This is a genomic window from Bombella mellum (assembly GCF_014048465.1).
In the GTDB taxonomy this organism is placed as follows: Bacteria; Pseudomonadota; Alphaproteobacteria; order Acetobacterales; family Acetobacteraceae; genus Bombella; species Bombella mellum.
This window is the reverse complement of the sequence record NZ_PDLY01000002.1, coordinates 227,923-248,300: the sequence shown is the minus strand read 5'-3', so window position 1 is coordinate 248,300 and position 20,378 is coordinate 227,923. Positions and strand designations below refer to the sequence as shown.

Genomic DNA, 20,378 nt, shown 5'->3' with positions numbered 1-20,378 from the left:
TCATGACAGAAACAGACGAGCTGAAGAGCAGAGATGAGGCGGTTTCTTCCGCTGTGGAAGAGGGCGTTCCCGCCGGGCCGTCTGTTCCGACACGGGAGCAGGCCTATGAGGGGCAGGAGGAGCTTGTTCCTCCCCCTGTGGATGCGCCGCCACAGCAGGATGAGGTCATCGCCGCCATCGAGACCGTCTTTGACCCGGAGATTCCGGTCAACGTCTATGAGCTGGGGCTGATTTACGCCATCGACCTGCATGATGACGGGCGTGTGGATATTGAGATGTCCCTCACGGCCCCGAATTGCCCAAGTGCGCAGGAGCTGCCCCAGATGGTGCGTTATGCCGTGCTGTCCGTTCCGACCGTGCGGGAAGTGACCGTCAAGGTGGTCTGGGATCCACCGTGGGACATGAGCCGGATGAGCGACAATGCCCGTCTTGCCCTGAACATGTTCTGAGCCTGAATGAACACGCTGGAAACTGAAGATCGGGAGGGTACCCTCATGACAGATACTGCCCCCAAACGCAGCCTGCCACCCCTGATGACCATGACAGACCGGGCCGCCGCCCGCCTGAAGACCCTGTATGAGGGGGCCGAGAAGGGAAAGTTCCTGCGCATCAGCGTGGGCAAGCGTGGCTGTTCCGGCATGTCTTACGAGATGAATTTCGTACCGGAAATCCAGAAAGGGGATGAGCGGATCGAGGATCACGGGCTGACCCTGCTGGTGGACAGCAAGGCGACGCTTTTCCTGATCGGCACGGTCATGGATTATGAGGTGAAGGAGCTGGAATCAGGCTTCACCTTCACCAACCCCAATGAGAAGGGCCGCTGTGGCTGCGGGGAGAGTTTTCACGTCTGATGGTGGAAGCAGGCGTGACGTGATGAAGCGGAGGGGAGATCATCCCTTCCGCTTTTTTTCGGCCTTGCGGATGCGTTTCGGATCTCTGGAAAGAACCAGCACGGTCTCGACATCCGTGGACCAGAGAAACTGGTCAATCACGGTCCATGACAGCACGGCAAAACCGGCCTGCTTCAGGGCGGGGAGTTCTTTTTCCAGCGCAGCCGGATTGCAGCTGACATAGACCACATCCTGCACTTTGGAGCGCAGAAGGGAGGCCAGCTGCTTGCCTGAGCCGGCATAGGGCGGGTCCAGCACGACAACACGGGCCTGATTCAGTTCAGGCGGCAGGAGAGGCTGGCGGTTCAGGTCCCGTTCGGAGCCTTCCGCACGGCTGCCGTGGGTGGCGGCACGGAGGGAGGCGATAGCCGCCCTGTCGCCCTCATAGGCCTGCACGAAACCGTGCTGTGCCAGCGGGAAGGTCAGGGTTCCGCATCCAGCATACAGCTCGATGATCCGGTCCTTCCGGTTCAGCGGCGGCAGACCGGCAAGAACGGCCTCACGGATGGCCTGCTCACCTTCCTGACTGGCCTGAAGAAAACTGGCTGGCGGGGGTGAGACCCTGACACAGCCAAAATGATGGAAGACCGGTCCCGTCTGTGCGGCCGTTTCCATCACCCTGCCGGGAGCCGGACGCCATGTGATGCGTGGAATCCCATGCTCCCGTGCAAAAGCGGCCAGTTTCTCCCTGTCAGAACCACTCAGGGGAGCGGGTGTCTCCAGTGTCAGGTCCGGGCCGCTGTCCAGAAGGTTGATGGCCAGACTGCCACGCCCTGTCAGGGCACCAAGGGAGGAGAGGCACTCACGGAGCGGAGGAAGCAGCTTCAGCAGTTCCGGGCGGATGAGGGGACATTCCGTCATGTCCACCGGGTCCCCACCCCGTTGATGAAGCCCGAGAATGATGCCTCCCGGTACCCTTTGCAGGGCCACGTCCAGCCGCTGGCGGCTGTGAGGGGGCGTCTGGTACAGGGCGGGTTCTGGCAGGTCCGTAAAGCCGCTTCTGTTCAGGGCACGCTGGACCTGATCCTTTTTCCATTCCAGCAGGGCCGTCTGGTCCATATGCTGGAGGGCACAGCCCCCGCAGAGGTCGGACAGGGAGCAGGGCGGTTCTACCCGATGGGGGGATGTGCTTTCCCGCTCCAGAAGTTCCGCTTCGCCGTCATGGAACCGCAGATGCAGTCGCTCGCCCGGCAAGGTTCCGGGAATGTACCAGGCCCGTCCTTCATGGCGCACCATCCCGTCTCCCGAACGGCCCAGCTGTTCGACAGTGGCGTGAACCTGCGTGGATGTTTCCATCATGATTCGGACGGATCACGTGGTTCCGGTAGGAAGCTGACCTTCATGAAAGCAGGCACATTCTCGCCAAAGCCATCCTGCATCCCGTTCTTTTCCGGTACGGGCGGCAGCAGTTCGGCTCGGCCGGACCGCTTGTGGTCATGCTTGCGGGCTTCCGGCAGAGGATCACGCTCCGGCTGCTTCTTGCGGGCCGGACGGTCTTCCTGCTTCGGTTCGGCAGTTTTCCTGTTTCTGCCACCCCGCTGCTGACCCTTGCTCTCATCCTTGGCGGAGGCAGGGGAGGCATCCTCCTCTCCACGCCATTCAAGATGGCGGAAGCCTTTCACGGTCAGTGGCTCGATGGTCTTACCCGTCAGGCTCTCGACGGCCTCGAGCAGCTTCTGCTCATCAGGTGTGGCCAGACTGTAGGCCTTGCCTTCCTTGCCAGCACGGCCCGTACGGCCAATGCGGTGGACATAGTCCTCCGCATTGAAGGGCAGGTCATAGTTGAAGACATGGGACAGCCCGCCAATGTCAATGCCACGGGCCGCCACGTCAGAACAGACGAGAATCTGGAGGTCGCCCGTGCGGAAGCGTTCGAGGGTTTCGAAGCGCAGGTCCTGCGTCAGGTCGCCATGTAGGTGGCCGACAGAGAATTTCTGCCGTGTCAGATGGCGTTCCAGCGTGTCCACATCACGTTTGCGGTTGCAGAAGATGATGGCGTTCTGCACGTCATCCTGCCGCAGCAGGGCGCAGAGGGCACGGTTCTTGTCCTTCTTCTCCACGACCAGCAGGCCTTCAGTGATGGTGCTGGCCACGGAGGACTGTCGGGCGACGGTGATTTCCTTGGGACTGTTCAGGAAATTGTCGGCCAGACGGCGGATTTCCGGTGCCATGGTGGCGGAGAAGAAAAGGGTCTGACGCCGTCTGGGCAGAAGGCTCACGATACGTTCGATATCGGGAATGAAGCCCATGTCCAGCATACGGTCGGCCTCATCAATGACGAGAAGGTCAGTCTGCGTCATTAGCAGCCCGCCCCGTTCAAACATGTCGAGCAGCCGCCCCGGGGTGGCGATGAGGACGTCCACGCCACGGTTGAGCAGCTCTTTCTGCTCGTTCATCTTGCCACCGCCGATCAGCAGGGCGTGCGTGAGGCGCAGGTGCGCTCCGTACTGCTTGAAGTTCTCGGCAACCTGGAGGGCAAGCTCACGGGTGGGCTCCAGAATGAGCGAACGGGGCATCCTGGCCCGGGCACGGGACTTGGAGAGTTTCTCCAGCATCGGCAGGGTGAAGGACGCCGTCTTGCCGGTGCCTGTCTGCGCCACGCCAAGGACGTCACGCCCGGCCAGAATCTCCGGCACGGCCTGCGCCTGGATGGGCGTGGGGTGGGTATAGCCCATTTCCTCAACGGCCCGGAGGATCGGCTCGGAAAGGCCAAGATCGCTGAAGAGGATGCCGCCGTCGGTTTCCGTCACGGCCTGTCCGTCAGCTGGAGTCTCATCCTGCTGCGGTGCATCCGCCGTTTCTGTTTCCACCGTTTCGGCGGCCTTGCGCCGCTGCCGTGCCGGTCTGGCGGGTGTCTTCTTCTCCGACCGGGGAGAGGCCGGGGTCACGTCTTCAGGCGTTTCGGCTGCTGGCGTATCCGTCTTCGTGGAAGTTCGTCGACGTGATGTTTTTTTTGCAGGCTGGGGAGCCGTCACAGGAGCGTCGTTTTCAGAAGCCGGAGCAGGAGCGGCAGGCTCTTCGGCCGCTGCGGCTGCCTTCCGGCGTGTCCGGGCGGATTTCTTTCCGCTCTCAGAGGTGTCGGCAGCGGAAACGTCTGTTTCAGCCTTCCTGCTTCTGGAAGAGCGGCTGCTGGCGGTGGCTTTTTTCGACGTGGCGGCTGTCTTGCTGCGTGTCGTCGTCCTGCGGCTGGCGGCTGGGGCCTCTTCTTCGACTGCCGGGGTTTCTTCCGGGGTAACGTCCGTGGCTTTGGCCGTTCTGCTGCGGGTGCGCTTTGCCGGTTTCCTGGCAGGGGCTGCCGGAGCCTCGTCTTCAGAGGTGACCGTTTCTTCCGGTTGCGCCCTCACGCTGCTGCGGCGTGTCGTCTTTTTGGGTTTTTCCGCAGTGGATTCTTCATCGGCAGGGGCTGCGGCAGACGGAGTCGCCGTTTTCTTTTTTGTGCTGGTGGTGGCACGGCGGCGTGTGGCCGTCTTCTTTGTCGGGGTGGCAGCATCCTCCTGCACGGTCCCGTCCTCCGGCCGTTCCGTCTCGACCTCTGTCCCTGTCTGGGGTGTTTTCGCACGGGAGGGAGACGTTTTCCGCGTGCGGCTGGTGCTGCTGCGGGTCTTGGACGGACCAGAGGATGGTTTACTGCTCAAATGACTCTCGGAATGTTTCTGTTACGGGTCGGACTGCCCGGCAACCCCTGTCGGGCGGGTGGGAGGGTGTCGGGGAAGACGGGTTGGCATCATCCCCGGTTCATTACCATCCGTTATCGGTAAATACTGTTTTTGGCAAGATAATAGGCTGTCAGATCAGGGCCGGTGATCGGAGTCAGGCCCCGCCACCAAGGGCACCGGCAATGATGGCGATGGCACCCACCAGTGCCATGAGAGCCGCCCGTCTGTGCAGGGAGCTGAAAAGCTGGGGCTGCGGGCGGATGGCCCGGCGTGCGGCACGCAGGGGGCCGAACAGCATGCTCAGGAAAATGGCGATCATCACGAGACCGCAGAAGGCCATGAGGTGGAAGGGCCACGGCAGGTGGGCCCCGGCATGGATGATGAGGGCGATTCCGCTGATGATGGCCACGGGAACGACGTGGCAGAGTGCCCTGAGATAGCGGCCGTAGGTCTGGAGCAGCACGGTGCTGGTCTGCTGGGCTTCCAGCAGACGGGTGGTGCGGCGGGACTGGAGGCAGAAGATGGCTCCGCCGACCCAGTAGGTGATGCAGAGAAGATGCAGGGCGAGGACGAGACCCCAGAGAAGAGAACTGGTCATAGTCAATCCGTAGTGTGTAACTGAATGATCGGTCACGACTTATAGAGGGAAGATTCCATTATGTCCTGTTTTCCGTACGGGCAAGCGTCAGCCTCGCTTCTTCTGGGGCCGGAAGACACGCAGCGGATGGATCGTGACATGGCGTCGGTCCTGCCGCTCATCATGGAGAGGGCAGGCATGATGGCGGCCCGGATCATACGGCAGAAAAGTGCGCCATGCCGTGTTCTGGTGGCCTGTGGACCGGGCAACAATGGTGGCGACGGGTACGTGCTGGCCCGTCATCTGGCGGACCGGGGATGGCCGGTCCGTGTGGCGGCCCTGCATCCGCCAGCGGCGGGCAGTCTGGCGGAAGCGGTGGCGCAACGCTGGCGGGGGGAAGTGGTCGCCTTCACGCCCGACGAGGCCCGGAGGGCCGATATGGTGGTCGATGCGGTTTTTGGAGCGGGCGTGAACCGTCATCTGCCCGAGGTCGTGGAACGGTTCTTCGCAGCGGCAGGGCGGATCGTGGCCATTGATGTTCCGTCGGGGCTTGATGGGGGAAGCGGCCTCTGTCTGGGACGTGTGGCCCCCTGCTGGATGACCGTTGCCCTGATCCGGAAACGGCCGGGCCATCTTCTGTCTCCCGGGCGTTCGCTCTGCGGTGAGGTTGTCCGTGCCGACCTGGCCATTCCGCAGGATGTCATGGACGGGGTGGAGGCCCGCATCTGGGAAAACGGGCCGTCTCTCTGGCACATTCCGGCACAGGCACCAGACGATCACAAATACAGGAGGGGGGTCGTGAGCCTCTGTGGAGGGGCGGAGATGCCGGGAGCGGCCCTGTTCGCTTTCGAGGCGGCCCGGCATGTCGGGGCAGGTCTCGTGCGCCTCACCGTGCCGCCCGGAGCGGACCTCCTGTATCGACTCGCTTCTCCTGCGGCGATTGTTGATACGCAGCCGCTGGTGCAGGCCCTGGAAGATGACCGGCGTCATGTCTGGGTCTGTGGTCCCGGTCTCGGGAAGGATGAGGTGGAGCAGGCCCTGCCGTGTCTGCTTGAAGGAGGACGGCAGGTCGTGGCGGATGCGGGGGCACTGTCATGGGCGGCCGGAGAGCCGGAACGTCTGAAGGGCGTGTCCGTCATCACGCCACATATGGGAGAGTTCACCCGTCTTTTCGGACAGGGAAACGGGAACCGTCTGGAGATGGCCAGACTGGCGGCAGCCAGGCTGGATGCTGTGGTCGTGCTGAAAGGGGAGGACACGGTCATTGCCGCACCGGACGGGCGGGTTGCGGTCAATGTCCATGCGACCCCGGCCCTTGCCGTGGCAGGGTCGGGGGACGTGCTGAGCGGAACGGTCGGTGCCTTCCTTGCGGCCGGGATGCCTGCATGGGAGGCCGCCGCAGCTGGCGTATGGGTGCATGGCGAGGCCGGACGGCGGGCGGCCAGCAGGAAGGCAGGTTGGATCGTGCCCGAGGACCTTTTTGGCGAGCTGGGGCCTGCCCGCCACGCTGCCACCGTCCCTGGAGAGGGAGGGTGAGGGGGAACACGCTGCCCGTTTTGTCATGGGGGAGGGATACAGGACCATTTCTGCCGTAAATGATATATTTGCAAACGCAGCCCCTTGCCGATGCCGACCTCATGCGCTAAATCCGCAAGCTAATGAAGGTTCCGCCCCTGAAGGCTGGGGACGGGTACTGGGGAATAGGCCGTATGGTTCATGCGGGCGTGGTGAAATTGGTAGACACGCCAGATTTAGGTTCTGGTGGCGCAAGCTGTGGGGGTTCAAGTCCCTCCGCCCGCACCAAGGCATTCTCCATCTGAAATATGATGTCAGTGATCCCCTTGATTATAGAGAAGGACTAACGGATTCATGCAGGTTACGCCCACACTCACTGAAGGCCTGAAGCGGTCCTTCACCGTAGTTATTCCCGCTGCTGACCTGCAGGGCCGTTATGATGCCCGTCTGGCTGAAGTCAGCCGTGATGTGAAGCTGCCGGGTTTCCGTCCGGGCAAGGTTCCGGCTGCCGTCATCAAGCAGCGTTTCGGTGAGTCCGTCCAGGCGGAAGTGACCGAGAAGCTGGTGCAGGAGAGCGTGCGTTCCCTGCTGGAGGAGCAGGACATCCGTCCGGCCATGCAGCCGAAGGTTGATCTGGTCTCCGCCGGTACGGATGGCAAGGACCTCGAGTTCACGCTGGAAATGGAAATCCTGCCGGAAATTCCGACCCCTGACATGTCCGGCACGAAGCTGACACGGTACAGTGCCAAGGTTGCTGACGATGTGGTGGAGAAGGCCCTCGGTGAGGTTGCCCAGCGTAACCGCAAGTTCGAGACGGTTGACGAGCAGCGTCCGGCCGTCAAGGGTGACGTGCTGAACGTCAACTTTGTCGGCAAGAAGGATGGTGTGCCGTTCGACGGTGGCACGGCCGAGGATGTCAATGTCGAGATTGGCGGTGCGGGCTTCATCCCCGGTTTTGCCGAACAGATGGAAGGCATGAAGCCGGGCGAGGAGCGGACCATCACCGTGACCTTCCCCGAGAACTATCAGGCCAAGGAACTGGCAGGGCAGGAAGCCACGTTCGACATCAAGGTCAATGCCCTGAAGAAGGCTGTCGAGCCGACCATTGATGATGAGTTCGCCAAGTCTCTCGGGCTGGAAAGCGTCGAGCAGATGCGCAAGCTGATCACCGAGCAGGCCGAGGGTGAGTACAGGCAGCTGTCCCGCATGCGCATCAAGCGTGACCTGCTGGATGTCCTGTCCGAGAAGGTCGATTTCGAGGCTCCCCAGGGCATGGTGGATGCCGAGTTCGGCCAGATATGGAGCCGCATCGAGGAAGAGCGCAAGAATGGCGGCCTCGATGAGAAGGATGCGGCCAAGGATGAAGAGACCCTGCGTGCCGATTATCGCAAGATTGCTGAACGCCGCGTGAAGCTGGGTCTGCTGCTGGCGGAGATCGGCCGCAAGCAGGACATCCAGATTTCCCAGGAAGAGCTGCTTGCCGCCCTTCAGCAGGAAGCCCGTCGCTACCCGGGTCAGGAGCAGGCCGTGTTCGAGTTCTTCACGAAGAATCCTCAGGCGATCGAGAACCTGCGTGGTCCGATCCTCGAGAACAAGGTCGTGGATTACCTGATCGAGCTGGCCGAGGTGACGGACAAGGAAGTGACGGCAGAGGAGCTGGCTGACATGCCAGACGCTGACTGACCGTTGAGTCCGAGGGAAAAGGGGCAGCAGCCGCTGCCCCTTTTTTTTGCTCTTGGCCGGAAAAATCCCCCTTCATAAGTCCACTCTCCGCAGAGACAGGGGGGGAGTGGCTGTGCTAGGCTAGGGGGAGCTGTAAAGGAAAATACCTATGGGCATTGAAGACCGTAATCCTCTGGACGTGTTCGACAGTACGCTTGTTCCAATGGTGGTGGAGCAGACCTCACGGGGGGAACGCTCTTTTGACATTTATTCCCGGCTTCTGCAGGAGCGCATCATCTTCCTGACGGGGCCTGTCTATGACCAGGTGTCATCCCTGATCTGCGCACAGCTGCTCTATCTTGAAAGCGTCAATCCGAACAAAGAAATTTCCTTCTACATCAACAGCCCGGGTGGTGTCGTCTCTGCCGGACTGGCGATGTATGATACCATGCAGTATATCCGCTCCCCGGTCAGCACGGTCTGCATTGGCCAGGCGGCATCCATGGGGTCGCTGCTGCTGGCTGCGGGTGAGGCCGGGCGACGTTTCTGCCTGCCGAATGCCCGCGTGATGGTCCATCAGCCCTCCGGAGGGGCGCAGGGGCAGGCCTCCGACATTGAGATTCAGGCCCGTGAAATCCTTCAGATCCGTCACCGCCTGAATGAAATCTACCGCGAACATACCGGCCGTGCTCTGGAAGAGATCGAGGAAGCGTTGGAGCGTGACCGCTATCTGTCCGCTCTGGAGGCCAAGGAGTTCGGTCTGGTGGATGAGGTTGTGGTGCGTCACCCCACGGAGAAGAGAGGGGCCTGACCTGATTGTTTCAGCAGGGCATTCAGAGGTCTGAACACACCCGTTTTTCATGCGGGTTTGAGGAGCTGTAATGAGCGGAAAAGAGAGCGACTCCAAGAATACGCTTTATTGTTCATTCTGCGGGAAGTCCCAGCATGAGGTGAAGAAACTCATCGCCGGGCCGACCGTATTCATCTGCAATGAATGTGTCGAGCTGTGCACGGACATCATCCGTGAGGAGCGTGGCACAGGCCCTGTGACCAGTGGTGAGGGAGTGCCCACTCCCCGTGAGATCTGCCAGATTCTCAATGATTACGTGATCGGGCAGAGTGAGGCCAAGAAGGTGCTGTCGGTCGCCGTTCACAATCACTACAAGCGGCTTGAGCAGGTTGAGAAAGCTGGTGATGTCGAGATCGGCAAGGCCAACATCATGCTGATCGGGCCGACCGGGACGGGCAAGACCCTGCTGGCCCAGACACTGGCCCGCATTCTCGACGTGCCCTTCACGATGGCGGATGCCACCACGCTGACCGAGGCCGGTTATGTAGGTGAGGATGTCGAGAACATCATCCTCAAGCTGCTTCAGGCCTGCGATTACAATGTCGAGCGTGCCCAGCGTGGCATCGTCTATATTGACGAGATCGACAAGATTTCCCGCAAGGCCGAGAACCCGTCCATTACCCGTGACGTGTCCGGTGAGGGGGTCCAGCAGGCCCTGCTGAAGCTGATGGAGGGCACCGTGGCCTCCGTGCCGCCGCAGGGTGGGCGCAAGCATCCGCAGCAGGAGTTCGTGCAGGTTGACACGACCAACATGCTGTTCATCTGCGGTGGTGCGTTTGCCGGACTGGACAAGGTCATCAGTGCCCGTGGCAAGGGCAGTGCGATCGGCTTCGGGGCTGACGTGAGGGCCGAGGATGACCGCAAGCTGGGAGACATCCTCAAGGACATCGAGCCTGAGGACCTCATGAAATATGGCCTCATTCCTGAATTCATCGGGCGTCTTCCGGTCATCGCGACACTGAATGACCTTGATGAGGCAGCCCTGGTGCAGATCCTGACGGAGCCGAAGAATGCTCTGGTCAAGCAGTACCAACGTCTTTTCCAGATGGAAGGCGTGGAGCTTGTCTTTGAGGAAGAGGCCATCAAAGGTATCGCCGCTCGTGCGATCGAGAGGCAGACGGGGGCCCGTGGTCTGCGGTCCATCATGGAGAAAATCCTGATGGAAACCATGTTCGACCTGCCGGGGCGTAAGACCGTCGAGAAGGTCGTGGTCAACCGTGAGGTGGCCGAGGGCAAGGCTGAACCGGTTTATGTTCATGGCCAGTCGGTCGATGAGGAGCAGGTGGCCGACTGACAGGAAGAGGCTGGCAGATTTTCTTTTTCTGCCAGCACTTCATGGCGGCAGGGTATTGTTCCACATGCCCTGATACCCCACATAGAGACCAAGAATGAAAGAGCCTTTGCCGTGCCTTTCATATAGGGCGGTGAAGGTTTGATCGTCCGTTATGGAGATCCTGAAGCATGAGTGATGAAAAGAAACCGAAGACTGTCCGTCGCAGAACGGCCGACAGTAAAGAATCTGGCAGCAGGACCACGACGGGCCGCACACGGCGCAAGGTTTCCGCTTCCGTAGAAACAGGCAAGGCAAAGACGGCCAAGGCGGCACCCCGCAGGAAGGCGGCCGCTCCGGTGGATGATGGCAAGGTGGCGGTGGAAAAGAAGGCCGTGCGTGTCATCAGGCCCGTCCTGCCCGTTCTGCCCCTGCGGAACATTGTCGTTTTCCCGCACATGATCGTGCCGCTCTTCGTCGGACGTGAGAAATCCATCCATGCGCTGGACCAGATGCCCGAGGATGGACGTGAGATCATTCTCGTCTCCCAGAAGGATGTGGGCAAGGACGAGCCGACAGTCGATGACGTGTTCCGTGTCGGGACGGTTGCCAGCGTTCTTCAGCTGCTGAAGCTGCCGGATGGGACGGTGAAGGTTCTCGTGGAGGGGCTGCGCCGTGTCCGTCTGGTCGGGCTGAAGGAAAAGGACGGTTACTTCCAGAGTTCTGTCGAGGACCTGCCGGATGAGCTGAATGGTCGGGAGGGGGAGCGGGAGGCTCTGGCCCGGTCCGCCATGAAGCGTTTCGAGGACTATGCTCGCCTGAACAAGAAGGTGGCCCCGGAAGTTCTGGCGTCGGTGAGCCAGCTGGAGGACCCGTCCCGTCTGGCCGACACGATTGCCAGTCACCTCAATCTGAGGATTCCGGAGCGGCAGGAGCTGCTGGAAATTCTCTCCGTCGAGGAGCGTCTGGAACGCATCTTTGCAGGCATGGAAGCGGAAATCGACGTTCTTCAGGTGGAGAAGCGCATCCGCAGCCGCGTGAAGAAACAGATGGAGAAAACCCAGCGGGAATACTATCTGAATGAACAGATGAAGGCCATTCAGAAGGAGCTGGGTGAAGGCGAGGATGGTCGTGACGAGCTTGGCGAGATCGAGGAAAAGATCGAAACCCAGGGGCTGAGCAAGGAAGCCAGGGAGAAGGCCCGTGGCGAGCTGAAAAAGCTGCGCAACATGAGCCCCATGTCGGCTGAAGGCACGGTGGTCCGCAGCTATCTGGACTGGCTGGTGGCCCTGCCGTGGAAGAAGCGTTCCAAGCTGACGAAGTCACTTCAGAAGGCGGAGGAGGTTCTCGAGGCCGATCATTACGGTCTGGAGAAGATCAAGGAACGCATTCTGGAATATCTGGCCGTCCAGAGCCGGGCAAAGAAGCTGAAAGGCCCGATCCTCTGTCTGGTCGGTCCTCCGGGGGTGGGCAAGACGTCTCTGGCCCGTTCCATCGCCCGGGCGACGGGCCGGAAGTATGTCCGCATGTCCCTTGGAGGGATGAAGGATGAGTCCGAGATCCGTGGCCATCGGCGCACCTATATCGGGGCCATGCCGGGCAAGATCATCCAGGGCGTCAAGAAAGCCGGGGTGAGCAATCCGCTTTTCCTGCTGGACGAGGTGGACAAGCTCGGTTCCGACTGGCGTGGTGACCCGTCCTCCGCCCTGCTGGAGGTTCTGGACCCGGAGCAGAACAACACGTTCGGGGATCATTACCTCGAGGTGGAGTATGATCTGTCGGACATCATGTTCATCGCCACGGCGAACTCTCTTGACATGCCCCAGCCGCTGCTGGACCGCATGGAGATCATCCGTCTGTCCGGTTACACGGAAGACGAGAAGCTCGAGATCGCCAGGCGGCATCTTCTGTCCAAGCAGGAGAAGGAGCATAATCTGCGCCCGGGTGAATGGCATGTGACAGACGCAGCCCTTCTGGCTCTCATCCGTTCCTACACACGGGAGGCCGGGGTCCGCAGTCTGGAGCGGATGATCGCCCGTCTGGCCCGCAAGGCCGTGCGTGAGATCATGTCCGGCAAGGTCAGCAAGGTCGAGGTGACGCCGGAGACGCTGGAAACCTACGCTGGTGTGCCCCGTTACCGTCACAGTGAGGCTGACAAGGAAGATCAGGTCGGTATCGTGACCGGTCTTGCCTGGACACAGGTGGGCGGTGAGATACTGACAATCGAAAGCCTGACCATGCCCGGCAAGGGAGCGATCCGCCAGACCGGCAAGCTCGGGGACGTGATGAAGGAAAGCGTTTCCGCAGCATTCTCCTATGTGAAGTCCCGTGCAGAGGCGTTCGGGATTGATCCGGCCGTGCTGGAGAAGACGGACATTCATGTCCATCTGCCGGAAGGGGCGGTGCCCAAGGATGGACCCTCAGCCGGTTCGGCCCTGACGACCTCGCTTGTCAGCGTACTGACACGCATCCCGGTCCGTCATGACGTGGCGATGACGGGTGAGGTGACCCTGCGTGGCCGCGTGCTGGAGATCGGCGGGCTGAAGGAAAAGCTTCTGGCGGCCCTGAGGGCTGGTATCAGGACGGTGATGATCCCGGACATGAACGTCAAGGATCTGGCCGAGATACCGGAGAACGTGAAGCAGGGGCTGGAGATCATTCCCGTCCAGCATATGGATGAGGTGCTGGGCATTGCCTTGACATCCGCCCCTAAAGCCTTGCCTGCAAGTCATGTGGCGGGAACAAAAAGCAGGAAAGCAAACGGGGAAGGAATTTCTCGCTCAATTCGGCACTAAGTGCGGGTATCTTGCCCTCCGGCTGTTGACGCAGGCGAAAACCGCTTCATAGTGCAGATGTAAATTGCAATATGTGATTCTGGCCCCTTTCCGGGGCCGTCTCACCCAACCATTGGAAAGGCTTACCATGGAGAAACCTCTGAACAAGCAGGAACTTATTGCTCAGGTTGCCGAGGCTGCAGATCTTCCCAAGGCAAAGGCTGGTGATGTCGTGGATGCCGTGTTCACCAGCATTGAGAAGACCCTGGCCAAGGGGCAGGAAGTCCGTCTGGTAGGCTTCGGCAGCTTCGTGACGGCCACCCGTAAGGCTGCCAAGGGCCGCAACCCGCGCACTGGCGAAGAGATCGACATTCCGGCTTCCACGTCCGTGCGTTTCAAGCCGGGCAAGGGCCTGAAAGACGCTGTCAGCAAGTAAGGCCGCTGATGCAGGACGGGGAAGATAGTTTTTTGAAAAAAATGAACATTCCCCGTTGCGCTCACGAAGCGTTTTACCTATAAACCGGGGCGGGCAATTAGCTCAGCGGTAGAGCGTCTCGTTTACACCGAGAGGGTCGGCGGTTCGATCCCGTCATTGCCCACCACCCACATATCAAGTTTTTCTATGACCTGGCGTTTCGAAGAATATGAAACGCTGGCATCCACTTCCGATTTCTGTCGGGAACGGGCTGAAGCCGGCGAAGAGACAGGGCTGGCTGTACTGGCACGGCGACAGAGTGCCGCACGGGGAAGCCGTGGGCGCACATGGGACAGTGGCGAAGGAAACCTTGCCTTTTCCTTCCTTTTTCACTTTTCTGACAGTCAGGATTTTCGGGCGGTCCTGCCCTATCTGGTGAGCCTTGCCCTTCATGACGGGCTGGTCATGGCGGCGTCTTCCTGTGCAGGCCTGCCTGCCCGGCTGAGGCTGAAATGGCCCAATGATCTCCTGCTTTCCGGTCGCAAGATGGCTGGCATTCTCATAGAAACAGGCTCCCTGACACGGCCCGGTCCTGCGGACCGCTGGGCCGTCATAGGCATGGGGGCCAATCTGCGGCAGGCTCCCCAGGTGGAGGGGCGCAGTCCCGCCGCTCTGGCAGAAGTCTGTTCTCCTCCGGAGGCTGCCGCCTGTGCCCGTTCCATCCTGCACTCCTTTGACGGATGGATGGAACGCTGGCACCGTGAGGGAAATGGCGTTATCTGGAATGGCTGGATGGACCGTGCCCATCCGCCGGGTACTCGACTGATCCTCCGCAGACATGGTAGGGAGACGGCAGGCCATTTTGCCGGACTTGATGAACAGGGGCATCTTCTGCTCACGCTGGATGATGGTACCATGATTTCAGTTGTGACGGGCGACGTGATCTGTGAGTAAGGGAGGCGACGTGCTGCTCGTCATTGATGCTGGCAATACGAATGTTGTTTTTGCGGTTCATGACGGCAGGTCGTGGGTGGGACGCTGGCGCATCTCGACGGATGACCGAAGGACGGCGGATGAATATGCCGTCTGGCTTCTGGGGCTGATGGAGCGGGCGGGTCTTGGCCCGGATTGTGTGACGCAGGCCATCATCGGTACGGTGGTGCCGGCTGCGTTGTATGATCTGCGGCGTTTCTGCCGGTGCTGGTTGCATGTGGAGCCGCTCGTGGCCAATCATGAGCTGGACTGGCAGATGGACGTTCTGGTGGACACGCCAGCCGAGCTGGGGGCGGACCGCCTGCTGAACGGTCTGGCAGCCCGCCAGCTTTATGGTGGCGGACCGCTTGTGGTTGTGGATTTTGGTACGGCAACGACGTTTGATGTCGTGGATGCCCAGGGCCGGTACTGTGGTGGTGCGATTGCCCCGGGGGTCAACCTCTCGATGGATGCGCTGCACCAGGCGGCGGCGCGGCTGCCCCGTGTCAGTGTCGGGCGGCCGGTGGAAGCGATAGGCCGCAGCACGAGTGTTGCGATGCGATCAGGCCTCTTCTGGGGGTATGTTGGTCTGGTTGAAGGAATTGTCCGCCGGATTGCCGGCGAGATGGATGCAGAGCCTCGGGTTGTGGCGACGGGCGGTCTGGCCCCACTCTTTTCCGAAGGAACGACGTTATTTGATGAAGTGGCACCCGACCTGACGCTGGAAGGGCTGCGGATGCTGGCAGCGCAGAACAGGGACCGCTTCATCACCGATTTTTCTGGGCAACAGGCCCACGATGCCTCCGGGCACCCTGACAACGCTTGAACAGGACATGATGCGTTTATGACAGAACAGACAGGTGATTTTGCCTTCCTTCCTCTGGGAGGGACGGGCGAAATCGGCATGAATTTCAACCTCTACCGTCTGCGTGAGGACGGTGAGGAACATTGGCTGGCCATCGACTGCGGCATCGGCTTCTCCGGCAATGACACGCCGGAGGCCGACGTGCTCATGTCTGATCCGACCTTCATTGCGGAGCGGAAGGACAGCCTGCACGGGCTGGTCATCACCCATGCCCATGAGGACCATGTGGGGGCGGTGGCCCATCTCTGGCGTTACCTGCGCTGTCCGGTCTATGCCACGCCGTTCACGGCGGCCGTGTTGCGGCGCAAGCTGGGTGAGGCCGGGTTGCAGAATCAGGTGGTCATCCACATCATCATGCCCGGCTCCCGCTTCGAGGTCGGGCCGTTTGACCTCCAGTTCATTCCGGTGACGCACTCCATCGTGGAGGGGCAGGCTGTTGCCATCCGTACGCCGCATGGCATCGTCGTCCATACCGGGGACTGGAAGCTGGACCCGACGCCGCTGGTCGGCCCCGTGACGGACGAGGAGGCGTTCCGGGCATTGGGGGATGAGGGCGTCCTCGCCATGGTGGGTGACAGCACCAACGTCATGAAGGAGGGGCGGTCCCAGTCCGAGGCGGATGTCCGTGTCGGGCTGACGGAAATGATCGCCGGGCTGGAAGGGCGTGTGGCCGTGACGTGCTTCGCCAGCAACGTGGCCCGTGTGGAGAGCATTGCCAAGGCGGGGCTGGCTTCCGGTCGTGAGATCATGGTGGTGGGCCGCTCCCTGCGCAATCTTGAGTCGGCTGCCCGTGAGTGTGGCTATTTTGCCGACCTGCCGCCTTTCCTGACGGAGTATGACATCAAGGACGTTCCGGATGAAAACCTGCTGATGATCATTACGGGGAGTCAGGGCGAGGCCCGGTCTGCCCTGTCTCGTATTGCCTCCGACACCCATTCCGCCATTTCCTTGGGAGAGGGGGACACGGTGATTTACAGCTCCCGTGTCATTCCGGGGAATGAGCAGGCCGTCATGACGGTGCAGGACAACCTGACCCGCCGCGGCGTGACGGTGCTGACGGACAGGGACGGCATGGTGCATACGTCCGGCCATGCGACGGGTGGTGACATCCGTCATCTCTACAGTCTCGTCCGTCCCCGTTACAGCATTCCCACGCACGGGGAATGGCGTCATCTGACGGCTCATGGTGCCCTAGCCCGTGAATGTGGGGCCGAGGCCGTGCTGCTGGAAGATGGTGACATCCTCAATCTAGGGCCGGGACCGGTCGAGGTGGTCGATACGGCTCCGACGGGCCTGTTGGCCCTGGATGGTGACCGCCTCCTGCCCATGACGGGTGGTGTGCTGGCGGCCCGTCGCCGGATGCTTTTCAACGGTGTGGTGCTGGCCAGTTTCGCTGTTGATGATGAGGGGTATGTCATCGGTGACCCCCGCATCAGCGCACCGGGTCTGCTGGAGCGGGATGACCCCGAGAGTGCCCGCATCCGTGAAGAATTCGCCTATGCCATTGATGAGATTCCCGATGAGTTCCGTCAGGATGATCAGGCCTTCCGTGATGCGGCCCGCACGGCCCTGCGGCGGGCACTGGGCCGCAAGCTGCGGAAACGTCCGCTGGTTGATGTCCACCTCCTGCGCGTCTGAGGAAAGAAGAACATGCGGTTAAGTCAGGCATTCCAGCCTACACTGAAAGAAGTCCCCGCCGAGGCGCAGATCGCCTCCCATCGGCTGATGCTGCGGGCGGGGCTTGTGCGGCAGACATCCTCGGGCATCTACACATGGCTGCCCGCCGGGCTGCGTGTCCTGCGGAACATCGCCACTATCGTGCGGCAGGAGCAGGACCGGATTGGCGGGCAGGAAGTCCTGATGCCGACCGTTCAGTCCGCCGATCTGTGGCGGCGTTCCGGCCGTTATGATGCGTACGGGCCGGAAATGCTGCGTCTTGAGGACCGGCACGGGCGTGAGATGCTTTACGGTCCGACCAATGAGGAGATGGTGACGGACCTCTTCGGCAGTACGGTGAAATCCTACCGTGAGCTGCCGAAGATGCTCTACCATATACAGTGGAAATTCAGGGACGAGGTCCGCCCCCGCTTCGGTGTGATGCGTGGCCGTGAGTTCTACATGAAGGACGGTTACAGCTTCGACCTGTCCTATGAGGATGCGGTGAGCAGCTATTACCGCATCATGCTGTCCTATCTGAAGATTTTCCGTCGGCTGGGTGTGCAGGCCGTGCCGATGGCGGCCGACACGGGGCCGATTGGTGGCGAGCTGAGCCACGAGTTCCTCGTTCTTGCTCCGACAGGGGAGAGCGAGGTCTTCTATGACGCTGGCTGGGATGAGATTGACTGGGACAGCATCGGTCTGGACCCGCAGAAGGAGGAAGACCTCCAGAAACTCCGTGAGATCGTGAAGACGACCTATTCCGCCACGGATGAAAAGCATGACCTTTCCGCTTGGGAGGCCGTGCCGGAAGACCGTCGCCGTGGTGGCCGGGGCATCGAGGTCGGTCATATCTTCTATTTCGGCACGAAATATACCGAATCCATGGGTGTGGAAGTGAGCGGTGCCGATGGTGCGCCCCTGCATCCGCACATGGGGTCCTATGGCATCGGGGTGTCCCGTCTGGTCGGAGCCATCATCGAGGCGTCTCATGATGAAGCCGGGATCATCTGGCCAGAAGAGGTGGCTCCCTATCGGGCGGTTCTGCTCAACCTCCGCCCCGGTGACGAACTGTGTGACCAGCTCTGTGAATCCATCTACAGCCGTGACCCGGAAGGGCTGCTCTATGATGACCGGTCCGACCGTGCCGGGGTGAAATTCAATGATGCCGACCTGATGGGTCATCCGTGGCAGATCATTGTCGGTCCCCGTGGGGCCAAGGCGGGCATGGTGGAGCTGAAGCATCGTGCCTCCGGCGAGCGCAGCGAACTGCCTCTTGATGAGGCTCTGGCGAAACTGGGGCTTGGCTGAGCATGTTCGGGCGGTTTGAGCGTACGGTCGCCCTGCGTTATCTGCGGGCCCGCAAGGGAGAGCGTTTTGCGTCGGTCATTGCGCTGTTCTCCCTTGTCGGCATCTCTCTGGGGGTGGCGACGCTCATCATCGTCATGGCCGTGATGAACGGCTTCAAGGCCGACCTCATGGGCCGGATTCTCGGCCTGCATGGAGACCTGAATGTCTATGCCTACGGGCAGGTCATCCGGGACTACAAGGATGATGCCGTATTGATCCGCAGGGTGCCCGGCGTGACGCAGGTCCTGCCCATGACGCAGGGCACGGTCCTTGCGGAGGCGGGGCGTTATTCCACCGGGGCGATGCTGGAAGGGCTGGCACAGGAGGACCTGCGGAACTGGAAGGCTCTCAGCGATGGAATCATGGAAGGCAGTCTGGATGACTTCCAAGGGGATTCCGCCGTTGCCGTGGGGGTCACGCTGGCCGAGCGGGCCGGGCTCCATGTCGGTTCGCCGCTGACCATTCTCTCGCCCAACGGGCAGGCCACGCCATTCGGCACGATGCCACGGGTGCGGAAACTGCACGTGGCCCTGGTCTTTGATGCCAACTGGAATGATTACAACAGCAACATCATTCTCATGCCACTGGCAGCCTCCCAGAAATTCCTGATGATGGGAGACGGGGTCTCGCTGATGCAGGTCAGCACCTCCGACCCGCTGAATGTCAGGCCGGTCAGCCGCCAGATCACGGAGGCCCTGAATGATCCCCGTCTTCAGGTGCTGGACTGGACACAGAGTGCCAACGGTTTTCTGGATGCCGTGACGGTAGAGCAGAACGTGATGTTCCTCATCCTTACGCTCATCATTCTGGTGGCGGCCTTCAACGTGATCTCCTCGCTCATCATGATGGTCAAGGACAAGACACGGGACATCGCCGTCCTGCGGACCTTCGGTGCCAGTCGTGGCAGCGTGATGCGCATTTTCCTCATGTGCGGAGCGTCCGTCGGCGTCGTGGGGACCGTGGTGGGGACGGGGCTGGGCATCTGCTTCGCCCTGAACATCGAGCGGATCCGTCACGTTCTGGAATCCCTGACGGGCACGGACCTGTTCAATCCTGAGGTCTATTTCCTGGCCCGGCTGCCGGCCCGTCTGGTCTGGTCGCAGGTTGTGGAAGTCGCCGTGCTGTCGCTGGCCCTGTCCCTGCTGGCCACGCTGTATCCCTCATGGCGTGCGGCGAAGACCGACCCGGTGGAGGCCCTTCGTCATGAGTGACACGAAACAGACCACGGTTCTGACGCTTGAGAAGCTTGGGCGGTCCTTCCGTTCCGGGGATGAAGAACTGCACATTCTTCGGGAGGCTGATCTTTCCCTGAAAAGTGGTGAGCTGGTTGCCCTCGTGGCCCCGAGCGGCACGGGCAAGTCCACGCTGCTGCATCTGGCTGGCCTTCTGGAACGCCCCGACAGGGGAGAGGTTCTCATCGGGGGCAGGGCCACGTCCAGACTGGGCGAGGCGGGGCGGACGGCTTTGCGGCGGGATGAAATTGGTTTCGTGTATCAGTTTCATCATCTGCTGCGGGAATTCACGGCTGTGGAGAATGTCATGCTGCCCCAGCTTGCGGCAGGCGTGAAACCTGCCGAGGCCCGGAAGCGGGCGGAAGACTTGCTGGTCCGTTTTGGACTGTCCCATCGGCTGGAGGCCCTGCCGGGACGCATGTCCGGTGGGGAGCAGCAGCGGACGGCCATCGCCCGTGCGCTGGCGAACCGGCCCAGCCTGCTTCTGGCCGATGAGCCGACGGGCAATCTGGATACGAAAACCGCCGATCTCGTCTTCGCCGAGCTGATGCGTGTGGTGCGGGAAGAGGGCGTGGCAGCCTTGATCGCCACCCATAATGAGGCTCTGGCGGCGGCGATGGACCGTACCGTCACACTGGATGAAGGGCGGATCGTTCCTTTTCAGGGGTAGGGCGTTTTCTGTTCCGCCCCGGTG

General features: G+C 61.2%; 18 protein-coding genes and 2 tRNA genes. 17 read left to right on the top strand and 3 right to left on the bottom strand.

The window, feature by feature from the left end; genetic code table 11:
• Positions 1-2: 2 nt before the first annotated feature.
• Together CPA56_RS04210 and CPA56_RS04205 are read left to right on the top strand one after the other, a co-directional pair.
• Entirely contained in the window at positions 3-449 is a 447-nt protein-coding gene (locus CPA56_RS04210; RefSeq protein ID WP_182040787.1) for an SUF system Fe-S cluster assembly protein, read from the top strand.
• A gap of 45 nt (positions 450-494) precedes the next feature.
• The gene (locus tag CPA56_RS04205; protein WP_086441810.1) at positions 495-851 is read left to right on the top strand and encodes a HesB/IscA family protein; all 357 of its coding nucleotides are present in this window, start codon (positions 495-497) and stop codon (positions 849-851) included.
• 39 nt (positions 852-890) lie between these two features.
• Here CPA56_RS04205 and CPA56_RS04200 read toward each other — a convergent pair whose 3' ends face one another.
• Together CPA56_RS04200 and CPA56_RS04195 are read right to left on the bottom strand one after the other, a co-directional pair.
• Entirely contained in the window at positions 891-2,189 is a 1,299-nt protein-coding gene (locus tag CPA56_RS04200) for a class I SAM-dependent RNA methyltransferase (protein ID WP_182040786.1), read from the bottom strand.
• Positions 2,186-3,778 carry a DEAD/DEAH box helicase gene (locus CPA56_RS04195; RefSeq protein ID WP_326831293.1) on the bottom strand — a complete coding sequence of 531 codons (1,593 nt, stop codon included), beginning with the start codon at positions 3,776-3,778 and terminating at the stop codon, positions 2,186-2,188. Before CPA56_RS04195 ends, CPA56_RS04200 begins: the two co-directional genes overlap by 4 nt.
• Before the next feature lie 37 nt (positions 3,779-3,815).
• On the opposite strand from CPA56_RS04195, the gene CPA56_RS09470 reads away from it, so the two are divergent.
• Positions 3,816-4,529, top strand: coding sequence for a hypothetical protein (locus tag CPA56_RS09470; protein ID WP_229707401.1), 714 nt, complete (start codon positions 3,816-3,818; stop codon positions 4,527-4,529).
• Between the two features lie 171 nt (positions 4,530-4,700).
• Here CPA56_RS09470 and CPA56_RS04190 read toward each other — a convergent pair whose 3' ends face one another.
• A complete protein-coding gene (locus tag CPA56_RS04190; protein ID WP_182040785.1) occupies positions 4,701-5,144 on the bottom strand; it encodes a cytochrome ubiquinol oxidase subunit I in 444 nt (147 codons plus the stop codon).
• 60 nt (positions 5,145-5,204) lie between these two features.
• Here CPA56_RS04190 and CPA56_RS04185 point away from each other — a divergent pair, with 60 nt between their 5' ends.
• The 14 genes from CPA56_RS04185 (at position 5,205) to CPA56_RS04120 (ending at position 20,354) form a co-directional block, all read left to right on the top strand.
• Positions 5,205-6,659: an NAD(P)H-hydrate dehydratase gene (locus CPA56_RS04185; protein WP_182040784.1), complete on the top strand. Its 1,455-nt coding sequence runs from the start codon at positions 5,205-5,207 to the stop codon at positions 6,657-6,659.
• Positions 6,660-6,841: 182 nt separating this feature from the next.
• A tRNA-Leu gene (locus CPA56_RS04180) sits at positions 6,842-6,926 on the top strand.
• A gap of 66 nt (positions 6,927-6,992) precedes the next feature.
• Positions 6,993-8,321, top strand: a complete 1,329-nt coding sequence (gene tig / locus CPA56_RS04175) for a trigger factor (protein ID WP_182040783.1) — start codon at positions 6,993-6,995, stop codon at positions 8,319-8,321.
• Between the two features lie 148 nt (positions 8,322-8,469).
• A complete protein-coding gene (locus CPA56_RS04170) occupies positions 8,470-9,111 on the top strand; it encodes an ATP-dependent Clp protease proteolytic subunit (protein ID WP_182040782.1) in 642 nt (213 codons plus the stop codon).
• 70 nt (positions 9,112-9,181) lie between these two features.
• Positions 9,182-10,444 (top strand): ATP-dependent Clp protease ATP-binding subunit ClpX, encoded by a 1,263-nt coding sequence (gene clpX / locus CPA56_RS04165; protein WP_182040781.1) that lies wholly within the window; start codon positions 9,182-9,184, stop codon positions 10,442-10,444.
• Positions 10,445-10,611: 167 nt separating this feature from the next.
• The gene (gene lon, locus CPA56_RS04160) at positions 10,612-13,215 is read left to right on the top strand and encodes an endopeptidase La (RefSeq protein ID WP_182040780.1); all 2,604 of its coding nucleotides are present in this window, start codon (positions 10,612-10,614) and stop codon (positions 13,213-13,215) included.
• Between the two features lie 127 nt (positions 13,216-13,342).
• Positions 13,343-13,630 carry an HU family DNA-binding protein gene (locus CPA56_RS04155; protein ID WP_182040779.1) on the top strand — a complete coding sequence of 96 codons (288 nt, stop codon included), beginning with the start codon at positions 13,343-13,345 and terminating at the stop codon, positions 13,628-13,630.
• A 91-nt stretch (positions 13,631-13,721) separates the two neighbouring features.
• Positions 13,722-13,796 (top strand) — tRNA-Val (locus CPA56_RS04150).
• A gap of 20 nt (positions 13,797-13,816) precedes the next feature.
• The gene (locus CPA56_RS04145; RefSeq protein WP_182040778.1) at positions 13,817-14,563 is read left to right on the top strand and encodes a biotin--[acetyl-CoA-carboxylase] ligase; all 747 of its coding nucleotides are present in this window, start codon (positions 13,817-13,819) and stop codon (positions 14,561-14,563) included.
• Positions 14,564-14,573: 10 nt separating this feature from the next.
• Positions 14,574-15,407: a type III pantothenate kinase gene (locus CPA56_RS04140; RefSeq protein WP_182040921.1), complete on the top strand. Its 834-nt coding sequence runs from the start codon at positions 14,574-14,576 to the stop codon at positions 15,405-15,407.
• A gap of 18 nt (positions 15,408-15,425) precedes the next feature.
• Complete coding sequence (locus tag CPA56_RS04135; protein WP_182040777.1) at positions 15,426-17,084, top strand: ribonuclease J; 1,659 nt, start codon at positions 15,426-15,428, stop codon at positions 17,082-17,084.
• Positions 17,085-17,096: 12 nt separating this feature from the next.
• Positions 17,097-18,413: a proline--tRNA ligase gene (gene proS, locus CPA56_RS04130; protein ID WP_182040776.1), complete on the top strand. Its 1,317-nt coding sequence runs from the start codon at positions 17,097-17,099 to the stop codon at positions 18,411-18,413.
• Positions 18,414-18,415: 2 nt separating this feature from the next.
• On the top strand, positions 18,416-19,663 hold the full coding sequence (locus CPA56_RS04125) for a lipoprotein-releasing ABC transporter permease subunit (protein WP_182040775.1): 1,248 nt from the start codon (positions 18,416-18,418) through the stop codon (positions 19,661-19,663).
• Entirely contained in the window at positions 19,656-20,354 is a 699-nt protein-coding gene (locus CPA56_RS04120) for an ABC transporter ATP-binding protein (protein WP_182040774.1), read from the top strand. Before CPA56_RS04125 ends, CPA56_RS04120 begins: the two co-directional genes overlap by 8 nt.
• Positions 20,355-20,378 lie beyond the last annotated feature (24 nt).